This window comes from Stanieria cyanosphaera PCC 7437 (genome assembly GCF_000317575.1).
GTDB lineage: Bacteria > Cyanobacteriota > Cyanobacteriia > Cyanobacteriales > Xenococcaceae > Stanieria > Stanieria cyanosphaera.
This window is the reverse complement of sequence record NC_019765.1, coordinates 124213-141033: the sequence shown is the minus strand read 5'-3', so window position 1 is coordinate 141033 and position 16821 is coordinate 124213. Positions and strand designations below refer to the sequence as shown.

Annotated in this window: 18 protein-coding genes; 11 read left to right on the top strand and 7 right to left on the bottom strand. The window is 38.9% G+C overall.

The features are described 5' to 3' along the window. Window positions 1–135 precede the first annotated feature (135 nt). Window positions 136–822, top strand: a complete 687-nt coding sequence (locus tag STA7437_RS22760) for a LuxR C-terminal-related transcriptional regulator (protein WP_015211988.1) — start codon at window positions 136–138, stop codon at window positions 820–822. 64 nt (window positions 823–886) lie between these two features. On the opposite strand, the gene STA7437_RS22755 is transcribed toward STA7437_RS22760, so the two are convergent. Next, the gene (locus tag STA7437_RS22755; protein WP_015211987.1) at window positions 887–1234 is read right to left on the bottom strand and encodes a hypothetical protein; all 348 of its coding nucleotides are present in this window, start codon (window positions 1232–1234) and stop codon (window positions 887–889) included. A gap of 111 nt (window positions 1235–1345) precedes the next feature. Here STA7437_RS22755 and STA7437_RS22750 point away from each other — a divergent pair, with 111 nt between their 5' ends. From STA7437_RS22750 to STA7437_RS22730, 5 genes are all read left to right on the top strand, one after another. Continuing rightward, a complete protein-coding gene (locus STA7437_RS22750) occupies window positions 1346–2086 on the top strand; it encodes a P-loop NTPase family protein (protein WP_015211986.1) in 741 nt (246 codons plus the stop codon). Beyond that, window positions 2083–3060 carry a DUF6753 family protein gene (locus STA7437_RS22745; protein ID WP_015211985.1) on the top strand — a complete coding sequence of 326 codons (978 nt, stop codon included), beginning with the start codon at window positions 2083–2085 and terminating at the stop codon, window positions 3058–3060. The genes STA7437_RS22750 and STA7437_RS22745 overlap by 4 nt, the downstream gene beginning before the upstream one ends. Before the next feature lie 313 nt (window positions 3061–3373). Further along, entirely contained in the window at window positions 3374–4618 is a 1245-nt protein-coding gene (locus STA7437_RS26700; RefSeq protein WP_015211984.1) for a hypothetical protein, read from the top strand. Between the two features lie 82 nt (window positions 4619–4700). Next, window positions 4701–6173, top strand: coding sequence for a hypothetical protein (locus STA7437_RS22735; protein WP_015211983.1), 1473 nt, complete (start codon window positions 4701–4703; stop codon window positions 6171–6173). Beyond that, complete coding sequence (locus STA7437_RS22730; protein WP_015211982.1) at window positions 6173–7426, top strand: toprim domain-containing protein; 1254 nt, start codon at window positions 6173–6175, stop codon at window positions 7424–7426. Before STA7437_RS22735 ends, STA7437_RS22730 begins: the two co-directional genes overlap by 1 nt. 41 nt (window positions 7427–7467) lie before the next feature. Here the strand turns inward: STA7437_RS22730 and STA7437_RS22725 are convergent, their stop codons facing one another. Continuing rightward, on the bottom strand, window positions 7468–8538 hold the full coding sequence (locus tag STA7437_RS22725) for a Fic family protein (protein WP_015211981.1): 1071 nt from the start codon (window positions 8536–8538) through the stop codon (window positions 7468–7470). Between the two features lie 68 nt (window positions 8539–8606). Between STA7437_RS22725 and STA7437_RS22720 the strand changes: the two genes are divergently transcribed. Next, on the top strand, window positions 8607–9215 hold the full coding sequence (locus STA7437_RS22720; RefSeq protein ID WP_015211882.1) for an IS607 family transposase: 609 nt from the start codon (window positions 8607–8609) through the stop codon (window positions 9213–9215). Continuing rightward, complete coding sequence (locus tag STA7437_RS22715; protein ID WP_015211881.1) at window positions 9212–10327, top strand: RNA-guided endonuclease InsQ/TnpB family protein; 1116 nt, start codon at window positions 9212–9214, stop codon at window positions 10325–10327. Before STA7437_RS22720 ends, STA7437_RS22715 begins: the two co-directional genes overlap by 4 nt. 244 nt (window positions 10328–10571) lie before the next feature. Here the strand turns inward: STA7437_RS22715 and STA7437_RS22710 are convergent, their stop codons facing one another. Together STA7437_RS22710 and STA7437_RS26695 are read right to left on the bottom strand one after the other, a co-directional pair. Then, complete coding sequence (locus tag STA7437_RS22710; protein ID WP_015211980.1) at window positions 10572–11507, bottom strand: SprT-like domain-containing protein; 936 nt, start codon at window positions 11505–11507, stop codon at window positions 10572–10574. A 92-nt stretch (window positions 11508–11599) separates the two neighbouring features. Continuing rightward, a complete protein-coding gene (locus tag STA7437_RS26695) occupies window positions 11600–12211 on the bottom strand; it encodes a hypothetical protein (RefSeq protein WP_015211979.1) in 612 nt (203 codons plus the stop codon). A 166-nt stretch (window positions 12212–12377) separates the two neighbouring features. On the opposite strand from STA7437_RS26695, the gene STA7437_RS22700 reads away from it, so the two are divergent. Continuing rightward, window positions 12378–13985: an AAA family ATPase gene (locus tag STA7437_RS22700; RefSeq protein WP_015211978.1), complete on the top strand. Its 1608-nt coding sequence runs from the start codon at window positions 12378–12380 to the stop codon at window positions 13983–13985. Between the two features lie 290 nt (window positions 13986–14275). On the opposite strand, the gene STA7437_RS22695 is transcribed toward STA7437_RS22700, so the two are convergent. Genes STA7437_RS22695 through STA7437_RS22685 form a run of 3 tightly spaced genes read right to left on the bottom strand, consistent with a single transcriptional unit; the run spans window position 14276 to window position 15226 of the window. After that, window positions 14276–14701: a type II toxin-antitoxin system VapC family toxin gene (locus STA7437_RS22695; RefSeq protein ID WP_015211977.1), complete on the bottom strand. Its 426-nt coding sequence runs from the start codon at window positions 14699–14701 to the stop codon at window positions 14276–14278. Then, on the bottom strand, window positions 14701–15009 hold the full coding sequence (locus STA7437_RS22690; RefSeq protein WP_015211976.1) for a hypothetical protein: 309 nt from the start codon (window positions 15007–15009) through the stop codon (window positions 14701–14703). Before STA7437_RS22690 ends, STA7437_RS22695 begins: the two co-directional genes overlap by 1 nt. 4 nt (window positions 15010–15013) lie before the next feature. After that, a complete protein-coding gene (locus tag STA7437_RS22685) occupies window positions 15014–15226 on the bottom strand; it encodes a hypothetical protein (RefSeq protein ID WP_015211975.1) in 213 nt (70 codons plus the stop codon). 173 nt (window positions 15227–15399) lie between these two features. Between STA7437_RS22685 and STA7437_RS22680 the strand changes: the two genes are divergently transcribed. Together STA7437_RS22680 and STA7437_RS22675 are read left to right on the top strand one after the other, a co-directional pair. After that, a complete protein-coding gene (locus STA7437_RS22680; protein ID WP_015211974.1) occupies window positions 15400–15666 on the top strand; it encodes a hypothetical protein in 267 nt (88 codons plus the stop codon). A 199-nt stretch (window positions 15667–15865) separates the two neighbouring features. Beyond that, the gene (locus STA7437_RS22675; protein WP_015211973.1) at window positions 15866–16552 is read left to right on the top strand and encodes a hypothetical protein; all 687 of its coding nucleotides are present in this window, start codon (window positions 15866–15868) and stop codon (window positions 16550–16552) included. Window positions 16553–16821: the final 269 nt, after the last annotated feature.

Here is a 16821-nt window from a genome sequence, read left to right as displayed (position 1 = left end):
TTTTGGGAATAGACGGCAATAAATTTACGTTTTATGATTGGTATTAATCGAGTTAATAATAACATTTATTAACAAATAAAATTGGTTTTGCTAACTAAAAACAATTGAGTAATTAATAGTCGGTAATTGTTAATTATGAATGAGACTAAAACCCAAAGCGCGATCGCTTATGAATTTAAACTACCATCAGCCACAGTTTTGCTAATTAAAAAAGATCCTTTTCAAAGATTAGGTCTTTGTAAAATATTAGCAAAGCAAGAATCTCTAACTATTTATGATTGTGCCGATTCATTTAAGGGATTGAGGCTGGCACAAAGATATCAGCCAGATATAATTATTTTAGATTTAGAAATTTTAGTCAGTAGTAATTTCAAGCTCTACGAACAACTCATCGAACAGTCACCTAAAGCTCAATTAATCGTTTGTGGACAAAAGATAGACCGCGAAACTATTCTCAAAGTCTATTCAATTTCAGCAAGTTACTACTTTGAAGATGGAGATATTTCCAAATTACTTTTAGCCATAGCTAGTACATTTGAAGGGAGTATTTACGTTCACCCCTTAACAAGCCATCTATTATCAAATAATCTGTTAATGCCAGTTTCATCTTTGGGATTGGATTCTCTTGCGCCAAAAGAATTAACAGCATTGAAGCATTTAATAACTGGTAAAGATTATCAGGAAATTGGTCAAACAATGTGTATTAGTTCTCATACAGTACGCAACTATATCTGTGGTATTGTTAAAAAGTTAGGTTTAAAAAATCGCACTCAAGCAGTAGTAGTTGCTGTTTGTGGTGGGTTATTAGCTGAAATTCAATAGTAAAAAAAAGACCGATTAAGGTCTTTAGATAAATGTAATAAATCGTATAATTAGCTATTGATATTTAGCTAAAATCTAAATCATCACTTTCTGATTCTTGTTGTTTGCCACTAGCTTTATCAATATCTCTCATATAGCGAAAATAAAGCTCCATAACTTCAGCTTCGCTAGTGAGCCAATAGACATTCTCTAGGATTTCAGCCAGTAACTCATCGGCAGAATATTTACCGTAGCTTTGCTCGAATCTTTTACTAAAAGCATCCCAGTTGAATTTGTTACCTTTTTCCTTATGAACTCTAGATAAAGCGCGACCGGATACTTCTTTAGCTACATAGTAAATAGCTTTAGCTCTGCGTTCGTCAGCATCGGCAAAAATTTTCTGCATTAAAGATTGAGATGTGTGTCTAGCCATGAATTAAATCTCCTTTGATTTATCAATTTTTCACACACATCAAGCCGACAGGCTCTTCAAAATTAAACTTTAATTCAATTAATTTCAATTAATATTAATTAGTTCAAAATTATGGCAACTATATATTTAATAGATGGTGAAAAAGGAGGAGTAGGCAAGAGTCTTTTTTGTCGCTGTTTACTTCACTTTTTAGAACAAAAAAAGATTGCTTATAAGTTAATCGATACCGATCCCAAACCAGATGTGGCTCAAATCTATAACGGCATCAAAGATATTCAGTTTGTCGCTTCTGATGAGGCTACGGTGATGTATTCCCAAACCGCAGGAGAGGTTGACAAAATTATCGATCTGGCAATGAAAGAAGATGTAATTGTCAATCTTCCAGGTAAAGTTCACCAACAAGTTAAGTTTTGGATTGAGGGCAATAACTTATTAGATGAGGATTTTATCAAAGAAAGTGGAGTCAGCTTTTGTAAGTTCTTCCTTTCTAATGGGAGTGATATTTCTCTAGATTTACTGGAAGATTCTTTGCAGACATATAAAGGAAAGCTGCCCCATATTTTAGTCCGCAATCAAGGTTTAAAACTAGATTGGTCGGACATTACCAATAGCGATCGCTTTTTGGAATTAAAATCCAAATATCAATTCCTCGAAATCGATTTTCCCGGGTTACGTCGTACCGATATTGATTTTATCGACCGTAAAAAACAGCCCTTTGCTCAAGTGATGGCTCAGTTACCCCTACTAGCAAGACAGAGGGTTAAAACATTCCTCAGCGACACGATGGCAGCTATCGAAGGCACGGGCAAGTTTACTACTTCCCCTACTCCAGCAACGGCGAATAAGAAATGAATCGAGAATTAACACCTAGAGAAATTGAAACCCTAGCTGAATTGGCTGAAGAAGGCACAGAAGATTTGCTCTCTAATGAAATAACTGTTAATAATTCTGAGAGTAAAACCTTTTATGGCTCGGATTATCCTACTGCTAGGAGTACCGAAGCTAAAAATCGGGCCTTTATGGCGACTGCTCTTAAAGATTTGAGCGATCGCGAGAGAGAAATCGTGCTGCGAACGGCGATGGAAACTGACATCAAGGGTGACGATCCTTTATTTATTTTCCTAATAGCTACGGGAAAAATCGAGTTACTCCTACACCAAAAACCAGCAGAAATAGCCGCACATTTCGACAAGCAATATCGGGCATGGCGTAAAGACTGGCAGAGACGCTTGAAGTATTCCCATGCCTTGTTTAAAGAGCATGCTAAAACTCTCCAAAACTATATCAACCAAACCCAAGAAACCTTAGAAATTGCTTCTGAGGCTGCTCTAGAAGCTCATAGCGACAAAATTACCGATGCAGCCAATATAGTAATTAAAAAAGCTGCCTTGACCAAGATCGGTCACGATGCGGTCGCTTTAACTAAAGCTGCATTCTATATCTTTCTCTCAGTTTCTCTTGGTACGGCATTGGGATTGGCAATTCCTCACATCTGGAAAACTTCATCACCAGAATTAGACCCCAAAGGAGCGAGACAACTAACCCTAGAAGAAGCCAAGGCTCTGGAATGGGCGATGAGTGATGTAGGGAAGTCTGCCAGAAACAACCCCGAACTCGTTCAATGGGCTACCAGCACTCAAGGGCAATATGCTAGGGAGTTAATGGGGTGGAATCAAGTTTTACTTACCAAACGGGGTGGAAAGTTTCTCTGCGAAAAAGATGCCCAGAAGTTAGGGGTAGTGTTGCGCTTGGAAGGGAGGGAAACCAAGACGGGTTTTTGTACTCTCTGGGTGCGCTTTCCTAGTGAGCGTAGGTATTTGGAGTAAGTTTATTTCGCTTCGCTCTGAGGCAGGAGGACGGGGCTGCGGGCGGACGCAGGAGAATCTCTACCCGCCCGCAGCCCCTCCAGAGCGCAGAAAGATCGATTGCAGGGCGTGCCGTTGCTCTAGCCTGGTGTTGAACCAGACGACAGGAACTTGGGATAGGATTCCGACCCGCGACTCTATCGAAGAACCACCAAGCCAAACGAGGCTGAGGGTCTTAAATCCAAATGCTCGTGCAAGACAATGGGCTTCTTCTACCGATAGCTAAAACTTCTGCCTGCTGCCATTGAGAAATTTTAAAAGTTACTAAATAACCATGATGAGATCGAGAACGACAAGACTATTAATAACAGTTTTATCTAGTGTAGCTATAGTTGCATTACCAATAAAGCAAACAAGAGCTATTGATTACTGGGACGATAAAACTATTACAGAAGATGTAATTGACGGAGAGGAGGTAGTCGGACAGGTAAGATTGCCCGATTGGGAGCGGATCGCTTTAGCAGATTTTCCTGCCGTTAACCGAGGTGGAAGCATCGGCAGTGAATTTAATTCCTATGTCGGTTATGACCTATCGCGAGAGTGGTTGAAAGGTGATTCATTGGTCGATATTCTCAAACTGGGAGATGTTGAAGAAGCCTTTGCAGCAGAGGAATTTAGTCTTGCTGAAATAGCTGCCATTACAGGAGTGGATACCGATGAGATTGCCCTGTCATCATTTGAATTGTTTAATGACCAATCTTTAGAAGAATTGGTTGAAGCAATACCGGGATTGGGTCAAAAACGAGTCGGTCAAGTAGAACCAATTGCCAAATTAATTGAAACCAAACTCGGTTATAGTTACGACAACATTCAGTTAGAGTCTCTAGTCGAATCAAATTCCATCGCAGGTAATCTCAAACTAGGAGAGGTAGACCTTTCTGAATATAGTATTAAAGATATTCCTGGGTTAGAAGCTACGCCATTAAAAGAGTTTGACCGTTGGGAGAATGCTAACATTAGTGACATTCCAGAACTAGCGAGAGTTGCACTGGCTCAAATGCCCAATCCTATCTCTAATGCATCCATGCCAGTGATGCGGATCGATGCAGTCTGGAGTGATGCCGAGAGTAACCGACAGCGAACGGTAAGTGGCAGTTACGAAGAAGGATTTAACGTACCCTGTACGGCAGGTTCTCGCTGTCCCTATCTCGAACTGGATGACATTGAAAATTCGGGGAGTAGTTGGAGATTACCAACCGAAGGAGTGCAGTGGATAGCAGGGCGCGATCCCGAAACGGGTAGTATCTGTCCTAATGCTCCTTGGGGTGTTAATGGAGGACACGGAGTATTGGGTGCGATCAACTGTGGTAAAGAGCCGACAGGGAGACATCCCTTTGGCAAGGCATTTAAATTTGCTATTTGGGGAACAGACGAAACTACTGACAGTGTAGAAACAGCGATCTTTTTCCGTATCTGTGCCAAAACTACTTTCGTCGATCTCGGTTGTACGCCCTATTTTATCGGACCCATTCCATTCTTTAGTTTCCAGCGCGATGACTGGATTTTTCTCGGAATTTGAGAAGGCGTTCATACGCCCCGTCCTCCTGCCTTCTGCCTTAAAACACCATTAACTTTTATCAATCGACCCATTCATTAGACGCATGAAATTCTTAAAACTATTCAATCTAACTTTTTATCTTCCTCTATTAGCTGCAAGTACGGCAGCTATGAGTGGAGTGCTTCAAATTCAAGCATCGGTATTGGCAGCAGAATCGAATGTAGTGGCAAATTTAAACTATCAGCAGGTCAGTCAAGCAACAGCGATCGCCAATAGTATAAAAGTTTCTATCAATCCAGGTAGAATTGCTGTAATTGATTTTTCAGCAACTGATGAAGCGATTGCCTATATTGGGTTGGGGGATGCCTCGCGAATAGTTTACAATACCGACTTTCCCATCGAGTCGGGTACGGCTCAAACTATCTTTTTATTGCCAATTGAAGAACTAGAATTTCCAGGAGCAACGACTACTAAAATAACGAATCTAGTCGCAAAAACCGTCGATGGTAGTGGAGTCAGTCGCGTCTACAATTTCCAGATCGAGCATAGTAACAGCGTTGTCGATTTGGGAATCAAAATTACCCCTCAAACTCGTAAAACAATTGCCGATATAGACCGTCAAACAATAAAAGTTAGTTCTGGTCGTGCAGCTAATTTAGATGATGTAGCTCGCGGACTGACTCTAGCAATCGGGCGCGGTTTTACCACAGCGGATGACCCAGTAGTAACTAAAATCAGACGTTTTATCGCTTTGGCAAGAAATAGCGATCTAAGTGTTATTGAATCGGCTCAAGCTGCCGAGATTGATTTGGCAGTAATTTCATCATTAGCAGAAATGGCTCTCGACCAATTTTCTCTTGTCAGGCATGATGGTAATTCTGTTTTTTCACCAATACCTAAAACGGAAGCAGATTTGAGTTTGGATGTTTCCGAAAGTAAGGCAGTAGAAATACAGCAACAACAAGAGAAAACAAGTGGTTCTTTACAGCGACTTGAGGGAGATAGAGGTAATGAAATCGAGCAGGAATTACCTAATACAGCTATTCTTAAGCAAAACTATGACCGCGATTTAGTTCGGGAAAAATTCGACAATGATAGAGAAAATTTTACTCAAACTGACAATAAAGATAAACCAGCAAAATTAATTTCAGATTCGAGTGAGGAACGAGCGGTTGAGATTGAATCTAATGTAGAAAGACAATCTTCTTCAGTGTCAGAAACGATAGAATCAACAAAACTAATAAATCGAGCAGAAGATTTATCCATCTACCTGGCCAAACAATCTCCAGTAAAAGATGTCAACTTTGACAAGCGAGTAAACAACCTTCTCAAAGCTCACGATCTTTATTTTGGCTGGCAAAAAGTAGTTCGACAGAGAATATTAGATATTGATGAAGAGACTCAAACTAAGGTCAATCGAGCTATTAGTTTGGTCAGAAGGGGTAGTCCCTTAAAGTCAGCATTATTTGAAGCAGATATTGACATGCAGGTTGCTTCTTTTCTTCTAGCTATTAGCCAGGGAGATACCGAAGCACTATCCTCGCTGTCGAAGAATGTATCGAGGGTAGGGGAATAATGCAATTCATATCGAACAGTAAAACTCCCTTTTATCCGCCAGAGATAATCGATGAGGTACGTCAGTTCGATTTAGAAGAAGTAGCGCAATGGTTGGGAATGGAACGCGATTGTCACGATAAGAAGAAGTGGCGCATTAGTGGCTGTACAATTTCAATCGATCCCGAACGGGGAGTTTTCTTCGACCATCTGGCACAAACTGGGGGTGGTGGTGCAATTAGTTTGGTGACTCACGTTCTTGGGTGCGATTTTGTTAGTGCCATGGATTTTTTATGGGGTAAACCTGTAGATTTATCACCTAGAAAACCTAACAAAAATATTCTACCCAAGGTCAAAGAACTAGAAAAACTACCCAGGTGTAATCGGCGCGCTCCTGACAAATGGAAGGATGTAAAAGAGTATCTAATCGACCGTCGGGTATTACCCAGTTATCTGGTCGATACCCTCCACCAGCAAGGAAAGATCGATGCAGACATTTGCGGTAATGTCATGTTTTTCCGATATTCGATAACCGAAGATTTTCAAATAGGTGAAGCGGTTGGGGCTAGTTTGAGGAGCATATCTGGCAATCTTAAATTACTCACCCCAGGAACTAAGAGGAATGAAGGTTGGTTTTTCTTTGGTATTGGTGAAGGCTTTGTCCACAAGATATTTTTGGTTGAATCTCCCATTGATGCGATTTCACTGGCTGCTTTGAGGGGAAATTATATCTATGGTAGAACGATTTATATTTCTGTTGACGGGGCGGGGAGTATTCCTCGAGCGATACTTACTCAAGCTACTCAAAAGGGAACAACAATTATCTTGGCGTTAGATGGAGACTGCCCTGGAGAAGAAATGTCCTGGCGAATTGCTAAACTGCTGCCAAGGGTTTTGAGATTGCGACCATTATTAGGAAAGGATTGGAACGAACAATTATTGGGAAATAGGCGTTATGCTCTAGCTAAAGAAGACTGGTTGATGTTTGTCAAAGCATTAGATAGAGATGAACTGACACGACAGCGAATTAATCGGTTGGTCGAGCAAACTACTTTTTCTACAGCAGGGCGAGAGATGTTTTTGTTGGACTGGAAAGCTTACAGAAAAAGGCAAAATCAATTATGGCAGTGGTATCGTCAAGCTCGGACTGATGGTAAATCTGCGGGATATTTACAGAGAATTGTCGATATTGCAATTTCATTTAATCAACAGCAACCAATACCCTTATCTAAAAAGGCGATTGAAGCGATGCAGAAAGACTTAACTGGGCGATAATTATAGAGTAAAGATATCTAGATATAAAGATATCCCAATCTTTAAAAAAGAGAATACCAAGTAGATCTTCCTTTACCATGTCGGATTAATTTTTTCATCCCTAGCAAATCATTAATTCTGGCTTTGATAGTACTGCGATTAGCCTGGGTATATCTTTCAATTTCCCCTGTAGTAATTCTGCCATGTTCTTTAGCCAGTTCTAGAATTTTCACCGATAATTCTGGGAGAGAACTTTGCATAATCTTTTCTCTCTCTAATTTGACTGCCAAACGGTCTTTTTGTCGCTTTAGGGAATGAAGAAAAAACAATAACCAACTATTCCAATCTGGATTTTCAGTCTTTAAACTTTGCTGTGTACGTCTTAAAGCCAGATAATAACTATCCTTGTTTTCTTCTATTACAGTTTCTAGGGAACTAAAAGGAACATAAGTATATCCACTTTTTAAGAGCAACAATGTAGTCAAAACTCTAGAAAGACGACCAACAGCGTGGTTGGACAAGCTGCTTGCGAAGCAGCGTCCCCCGCGCTCATTGCCATCTTGAAAGGGATGAATAGCTAAAAACCGAACGATGAAAATTCCTGTAATTAACAAAGGATGCAGTTGTTTGTCTGTAAAAGCTTCGCGAGTCCAGTTAACTAATTTTTCCATCAACAATGGAGTCATCATTGGAGAAGCAGTTGTAAATAAAATACCGAGACTTTTACCATCTCCATCGAATGCTTCAATATGATTATCTATTGCCTTATAATTACCACGATGTCTTTCATCCTTGTGACTGTATTGTAAAAGTATTGAATGAAGTTGTTTGATGTAGTTTTCCGTAATCGGAATCATTTCCCAACTGTCAAACAATATTTGCATCACCTCTGCATAACCCGCTACTTCCTGTTCGTCGCGAGTAGTAAAAGATAATGAGTCTAAATTACTCAGTAAAGTCTCAATTTGGCGATCGCTAAGTTTGGCGCCTTCAATACGAGTAGATGAACCAATACTTTCAATAGTCGCTACTTTTCTCAATGCTGCTAAACGTTCGGGAGCAAGCGTTCCCAAAGCTCGCCACGACCCCTTAAACTCATCTATTTCGGCAATGAGATTTAGTATTTGGGGCAACCAGCAGAACTTAAATAATTGGACATAGTTAGACAATCATAGACATAAATTTATGTTATACTTGGTCTATGTCCAACTTATTAACTGTTACTGAAGCTGCTCAATTACTTGGTGTCTCTACCAAGACAATAAGACGTTGGGAAAATGAAGGAAAAATCAAAGCAATTAGAACCGAAGGTGGTCATAGACGCTTTGAAGTATCTTCATTGCTCGGTAATAAACATGATGCTTCTTTAACAGTCGCTTACGCTAGAGTCTCTAGCTCAGACCAAAAGGAAGACTTAAAACGACAAGTGTTAGTACTAGAAGCTTATTGCGCAAAGCATGGTTGGTCTTATGAAGTCATCCAAGACTTAGGTTCAGGTCTAAACTACAGAAAGAAAGGACTAATAAAATTAATTAAACTTCTTTGCTCGTACCAAATAGAACGATTAGTTATTACACATAAAGACCGATTATTACGATTTGGCAGTGAGCTTATTTTTACTCTATGCGAGATATTCGGAACAGAAGTGATAATTATCAATCGCTCCGAGGACTCTACCTATGAAGAAGATTTAGCAGCAGATGTAATTGAAATAATAACTGTGTTCTCAGCAAGGCTTTACGGGTCGAGAAGCCATAAGAATAAACAGATAGTTAATCAATTAAAGCAAGTAGCGGACGAGTTAAAGTGATTACTTGGAAGACAGAATTAGACTTTAATAATAAGCAGAAGACTTTAGCCAAGAAACACGCTGGTGTGCGCCGTCATAGCTGGAATTGGGGACTTTCTATTATAAAAGACGAGATTGAAAATAAGTCTAAATGGTCTTCAGCTATTGACCTACATAAGAAATTAGTAGCCGAAGTTAAAAGTGTTAATGATTGGTACTATGAGGTCTCTAAATGCTCTCCTCAACAAGCTTTAAGAGATTTAGTTGTCGCTAGAGATAGATGGAAGAAAAAGATAGCTAAATTCCCACGCTTTAAAAAGAAAGGAATTAAAGACTCTTTTTACTTAGAAGGTAATATCCAGATTAGTAAGAATCGGATTAAATTACCTATCTTTGGTTGGGTCAAAACCTATGAAAAGATGCCTGTTATGCGAGCTAAGAACTGTGTAATTAGTTGTAGAGCAGGTCGTTGGTTTATTGCTTTTAAGATAGAGGCTGAAAAATTACCTATCTCTAACAAACCGCAGCAAGTAGTAGGTGTAGACCTCGGTATTAAAGCACTGGCAACTTTATCAACAGGATTTCAAGTAGACTCCCCAAAACATTATAAACAGGCAGATAAGAAACTTAAACGCTTACAGAGAAAGCTTTCAAGACAAGTCAAAGGAAGTAAGAATCGTGAGAAAACTAAACTCAGAATAGCTAAACAACATTATCGTGTTGCTAGCATTCGTCAAGACATCTTACATAAGTTAACTAGCTACTTAACTAAGAACCACGGTGAAGTAGTTACAGAAGACCTAAAAGTGTCTAATATGCTGAAGAACCACAACCTAGCTAGAGCAATAGCTAACGGTGGATTCTATGAATTCAAGCGACAGGTCGCTTACAAATCGAATTGGTATCGCACAGTTCATACTACTATTGGAACTTTTTATCCCAGTAGTAAAACTTGCTCTAGTTGCGGAGCTATTAAAAAGACTCTCAAGTTATCTGAGAGAGTCTTTAACTGTCCTTGTGGATTTAGTTGTGACAGAGATTTAAACGCTAGTTATAACCTAGCGAACTTGGCGGTAAGCTCTACCGTTACAGTCTGTGGACAGAGTAGGTTACAGAAACTTAGGTTTCAGTGACTCTGATTGAAGCAGAAATAAGACATCAAGATAGTGTCTAAGTTTGTCTAACTTTATCCTATCTTGTCTAAGTTCTTAAGAGCGGTGTTATCTGAAGAGTATTTAAATCCATGACTTCTATTTTAACCAATAATTAAACCAATTAAAACCAATTAAAGCTAATTAGAGCCAATTAAACTAGTAAAAAACTATAATAGGTATCCATCAAGCTAGAAGAGGAGTAATCAACTATCGGCAGAATAATTTAACTCTTCTGACGGGCTATCTTTCCCAAATACTGAGAAGCTTCTAGATAAAACTTAAACTGCCGTTCCTGGCGACGAAATTCGGCTGTGTGAGCCAGACATCTCCCGTTGACGTATTTAACTCCAATTTCTTTGTGCAATAATTCATGGTACAAAACAAATTCCACGACAAATTGGGGGATGCGATTGCTATCTAAAGTTTTGCTAATTACCACTCTGTTTCTGGTTCGCTCGTAATGACCGAATTTTCGCCTGGTTAAAGTTTGATTCCAGGTTAAACGGGGTTTGCTCATTTTACCTGCAAAATACTCTCGATTTATGTTTTCAAACAGTTCTTCTAGGTTATAGTGGCTACCTTGAGGTATCTCTGCTGCCACCTCAGCAATAGAGTCTAGCTCGAAAATAAGGTCGCTGTATTCTTCTGTTGAGCCAAAATTTCTAATGATTTGTTGTTGCGAACTCTCTTTACCTAGTAGAACAATAGTCATTACTGCCTGAAAAACATCGTCACCAGCCCTAATAAAACCCTCGCTGAGTTGAATGGTAGCTAGTTTGTCAGTAATTTTGTATTTATACAATCCCGAAAAGTTAGTTAATTCGACGATAACGGTTTCAATTTCTGTTTTTTTGGTTTTAATAATTTCCCGAGCTATGGCTCGTGTGCGACAAATAGCATTTAGATGTAGGGTAAGATTGTCCTCGTGACTCAAAAATTTCATCCAGGCGTAAGCTTTGCGAGAAGGCTTGCTTAAAGCAGCAGGGGTTAATTGATTTTTGGCACAAATTGCTTCAATTTCTACCGTACATTGAATAATTCTCTGATGGAGAGTTTGGACTTTATCTGAATCAGAAATAGTAGTGATTTGACTGATTTTTTGACCGATAGCTTGTTGTTGTTTGAGTACGTTTCTAAGTTTTATTGTAGAAGTTGACATAGGGCTTAAAGAAAAGGATTTTTATTGTAGAATTTGAGTCAGAAAAAAAACCCGACCGCGTGATCGAGTTTAATCGAATTTATTTAACTAGATTAGTCTTCATCAAAATCATCAAGTTCATCATCATCAAAGTCTTCTAAATCTTCATCTTCGTCTTCATCGACAAAATCCAAATCCTCCTCTTCATCATCTAATTCATCGTCTTCATCGAGTAATTCCTCAATATCATTTAGATCGTCATTTTCCCGTTCTTCTCGTTCCCGTCGATTGCGCTCTTCTAAAGAACGGTCGTTATAATCGATCAGAGCTTGAACTGCTGCTTCGGGTTCGGTGGGGACATCGTGATAGATAATTGCCATTGCCCCAGCTACGATTTCGGGTGGATATTTGAGGTCAGTAGGTTCGCCGAAGATTTTGGCAAAGATTTTATTCCAAGTCTCCCAACTAAAGTCATCTTGAGCCAAGCCGAGGAGATTTTTTCCCAAGCGTTCTCTGGTAGCATAACCAACCTTTTTGGCGATCCTCTGCTCTCTGGTGTCGAGCTTGACGCCAAACTTTTTCTGTGCCGCAGCAATTAAGGTACTGGCTAACTTTTCTGGAGTAACTTTAGCCGATGTTTTAGTAGTTTTAGCGTTACTTTTGCCATTGCTACTCGCACCATTTTTATTGGCAGCTCTTGTAGTTCTACGACTAGCTGTAGCCATAATTAAACTCCTTAATTCAAATAATTTTTCTAATTACGCGCTGATAAGCGCATCAATAAATCAAAAGTGATAAATTAATTAGTCTTTTTGGGGAATAGTTAGGCTCGATTAATTCTGTTAATTTATCTATTAATTAAGATTTAAATCGTTATAAACTTTCGATAAGATGCATTTAAAATATTGGCTGAAGCAAGCCAACTTAAATAAAGTAACTACAGCTATAGAAATCAATTCAATCGATCTCGATATTTTATTTCAATATTTTGATAAATTTGCTAAAGAGTTAAATATTTCCCTTTATTATTGTAATTTGGGATATAAAAAGTTACAAAAAGTAGAATTGATAGAGCAAAAAATAGCTAACTTAACTCCCGATTTAGAAATAAATAGAACGTCAAAGTCAAATTTTATTCTTAAATTTCTCTTACAATCTGACAGTATACCTTCTGGAATATATTTGCTGGACGATCTATGTAATTTTGGAGAATTGGAGCCAGAGATAATCAGGGAAAGAGAAGCCTTAATTACTAATATTAATCGTAAATATGCAACTAGCGATCGCTTTATTTATATTGTCTTGTTGGGCGAATATCTTCAATTTGGCAGTAGACTCACTCCCTGTATACCAACATTTAAAATGCCCTTACCAGACCGCGCTGAAGTAGAAATTCTCGCAAAAACTTATTTAGGTGAAAAAACGTTAGATCGGCATAAGTTGATAACGGCTTTACAGGGTTTACCTCATGGTGAAATTGAGCTTTTATTGCAAACTTACTCTCAAGATGATGCAGATAGTTTAGTAGAAAAGATTTTAGCTCGTAAGATAAATCGCTGGCGGGGATTGGGATTGGAGTTTTTTGCTTCACCCGATGTTCAAAGTGCGGGGGGTAACGATCTATTACAAAAATACCTTTATGAGGTAGTAGTCAAGTTGAATGAATCTGGAGCAAAACAATATAACCTCAGACCGCCTAAAGGAATGTTGTTAATGGGTCCTCCTGGGACGGGAAAAAGTCTAATAGCCAAACTTGCTGCTAAAGCATTGGGTTATCCTCTGTTGGGATTATCTTGGGGTAATGTGTTGGGTGCGAATAACCCAGATCGGGCATTGGCACGGATTTTAGAAGTAGCCGACTGTTTGGATAACTGCGTTATTTTAGCCGATGATTTTGATAAAGGTTTTACTGGTTGGACGGAAGGAGGGACGAGTCGTAGGTTATCTCAACGATTGTTGACCTGGATGCAGGAACATACGAGTAATGCTTTAATGATTGCTACAGTCAACCGCATCCAATTACTGCCATCCGAGATTAAGCGCAGGTTTGATGATGGGGGAATTTGGTTTGTCGATTTGCCCCACAGGGGAGCGATTAGGGATATTTTCCTGATTCATCTGGCTAAATATTTTCCCTCTCAGTTTGCGGATGGATTAGACCCTTGGTCGGAGCGAGATTGGTATCGTCTGCTGAAGGGATATCAGGGTTCGACACCTGTGGAGATAGCTAATGCTGTAGTTCGCTGCGCTCAAGAGTTTTATTGCAGCTTGAGCGATGAAGAGAGGCGAGAAGCTGCTATTAGTCCTAGGGTAACTATCGAGAGTTTGCTGGCTCAACTTTCCCAGTTTAAGAAAGCTTCAATTCGGGATGCCGAAGATTTACAGGCAATTCGCAATAAAGCCTATTATGCTCGTCCTGCTAGTTCGGAAGATAAGAGCGAGTATGCAGTAGTGAGGCAGGAATTGTTTGAATATCAAGGGCATCATCTTGAAGTTTAAAAATTTCAAGATAATAATATTGTCTAGTCCGTCTTAATTAGATTATTAGTAATGCTCGCTTCAATCTTTTTTACCCTTGGTAAACCATTCCAAGCATTATCTAACACCACCACTGTATCGCGATGAGTCTTTTAATAACTGGTGTTCTGGAGGGGCTGTCTGCGTAGGTTTCCAAGGGGTCGTCGCCTGGGGTTGCCCCAGGCGTTTATGAACCCCGCCGCGCAGTTTATACGCCCCGTCCAGTATAAACCCCAAAATCGTTATTTATATGCTTCTATTTTGGTAATCATCTATTTAGTTGTAGTGTCGTCAAATAAAATCACTAATCCTTCTTGAGTAAAATGTTTGTCGTGACTTAAAACAGAATTTATTCCTAAATTTTTCATCGTATTCATAGAAATACAGTCTGTTAAACTATATCCCTTATCCAAACGCTGTTGATAAAGAGCAAAACCCAATAAAAAAGATTGATGACTTTGTTCGACAACTGTGACGCGCTCGTTATTTAAAATACTTTCAATTAATTTGATCGCTCGTTGTTTCATTTTTAGACCAGATTTGGAGTAAAAAGCCAAAACTTCTCCTAATACTTCTTCTGTAGTTACCAAATGAACATCTCCTAACGATTGACTAAACTTCAGAACTTTTTTATGCCAATCATCTTGAGGATTAATTAATGCAACCCAATAAAAAGTATCTACAAAAATAGTATCCATCAATCAACTTTTGGCGTTCCGTAAATATAATGATCGTGTTGGACTGCCCCATCTGTTGGTAATTGTTCTTTTTCTGACTCTGTTAGATCTGCAATTAAATCTTCTGCTATTGCCCAAATTGGTTGGCTGGATTTTTCAGCTTTTTTGGTACTAGAAACTTGAGTTAGATAATCTTCGATAGTTGCTTGAAGATTTTTAACTACCACATCTAAAGACTTAGCTGTTACTTTATAACCAGCAATTTCCGAACAAGAAGCAGCATAACCAGACTCATCTTTCTCAATTAAAATATTTAACTTAGTTTTCATTATCTTAATTTTTATCTGATGAAGATTGTAGCTTTTGGGCGATCGCGATTCTGACAAATTCCTGCCAATTATCTCTAGCTTCCAACTCTTTCTTCATGGAAGCGGAGACTCTGATTTGCAATCTTTCTCTTAAGGGTTCATTTCGATCTGTTGTAAAACAATATTTTTTTAAATCTGGATTTCCCCCTGGACGACCACTGGCTTTTGTTCCTGGCATAGTGAAATTTTAGTTTGTAGGCACAGGTTCATTATAGCAGGTAGCCATACAAATAAATTGGTATTAATCATTGATTTTTGCACGTATACACGTTAGAATAATATTAAAGACGGTTTTGAGCCTGAGAAACTTTAACCGCCTTTAAATCGAAACCACTCACGCAAAAATTGAACATGATTGATTCATACATCAGTGTAAAGCAAGAAAAACTAGAAAAACAAGGACTTGAAGTAATTAAACAGCAAGGAAAGAATTACATAGATTTATATTCAGGGGGTCGGCTCGATGGACTTAGCGGGTTAGAACCTCGATCGCCTGATATATACTGGCAGGGATACCAGTTAGGTCAACGGGAATATTGGTGCAAACTGCGTGGTTTAGAAATACCAGAAATAGAAACTTTTGAGTCCGATTGTACAGGATCGAAACCATCTGCCTAGCTTCTGTTATTAGCTACTGTAAGTTGATTTACATTTAACCTGCAAATATTCAGACGTTCAATCCCATATATAGCTGGAAACGTTCTGGCAAACTAGAGCGAGCGTCTTATTTACTTTTCGGCAGTTCGATCATGGTAGCTTTTTGGCGATAAGCCTACGGCATGGCTTCGCTACGCATTAATCAAATATAAAAAAGATTATGGTAGACTCAAGAGAACTCAAGAATACTCCAGTTGAAATAGTCGATGAAGACGAATTAAGTTTAGAAGATGAACGAGATAAATTAAAGTTAGAGCGCGAGGTAGAAAGGGCATTTTATCGGGCAGGATGTGCTTTAAAAGAACTTCGGGATAGAAGATTGTATCGCTCTACTCACAAGACTTTTAAGGAATACTGCCAAGATAGATTTGGCTTTACTCGTCGCAGAAGTGATTATTTAATCGGTGCAGCAGAAGTTGTTGATAACTTGTCTGGCGAACCAAAACCAAAACGAGAACCATTGGTTCTCATTTTACCTACCTCAGAAAGACAATGTAGACCTTTAACAAAGCTCGAACCAGAGCAACAGAGAGAAATCTGGCGTGAAGCGGTAGAAAGTTCTAAAGGAAAAGTTCCATCGGGTAAAGTTGTTGCCGATCTCGTAGCTAAAATTCAGGGAAAGTCTAACTTAAAGCAACAGCAAGTTAGTTCTGGCACCAAAAATGAGAGCCACAAACAATTAAACGAAGGAATAAATTACAAGCAAGGAATGGGTTGCGAGTTTTATGTACGAGTTAGCCAGGAGACTTGGGAGAAGTTGAATAAATATGCTGAGTACATTGGTACGGCTACTTTAAATGGTGCGGTGGCAAGATTACTAAACGAAGTCAATCATGGTGTTATCTGAATAAAGTAAAAGATAATCGAGATCATCTTCACAAATACTATAAGGAGATCGCTTTTTAAAATCGGGCATTTATCGCTCGACTCTATGAGTATAGGTATTTGGGGATTTGAAAAATTTTTACTTTTGTCCTGCAACAAAATCAAACTTTCAACCGAATAACTAATTGAGAAGATTGATTCGCTTCTACTGTAGGACAAAAGTTATGAAAACAAAGAGTCAAGAGGAATTTGGGCAAAAGTTTCAAGATAGTCAAGAACTATTGCGACTCC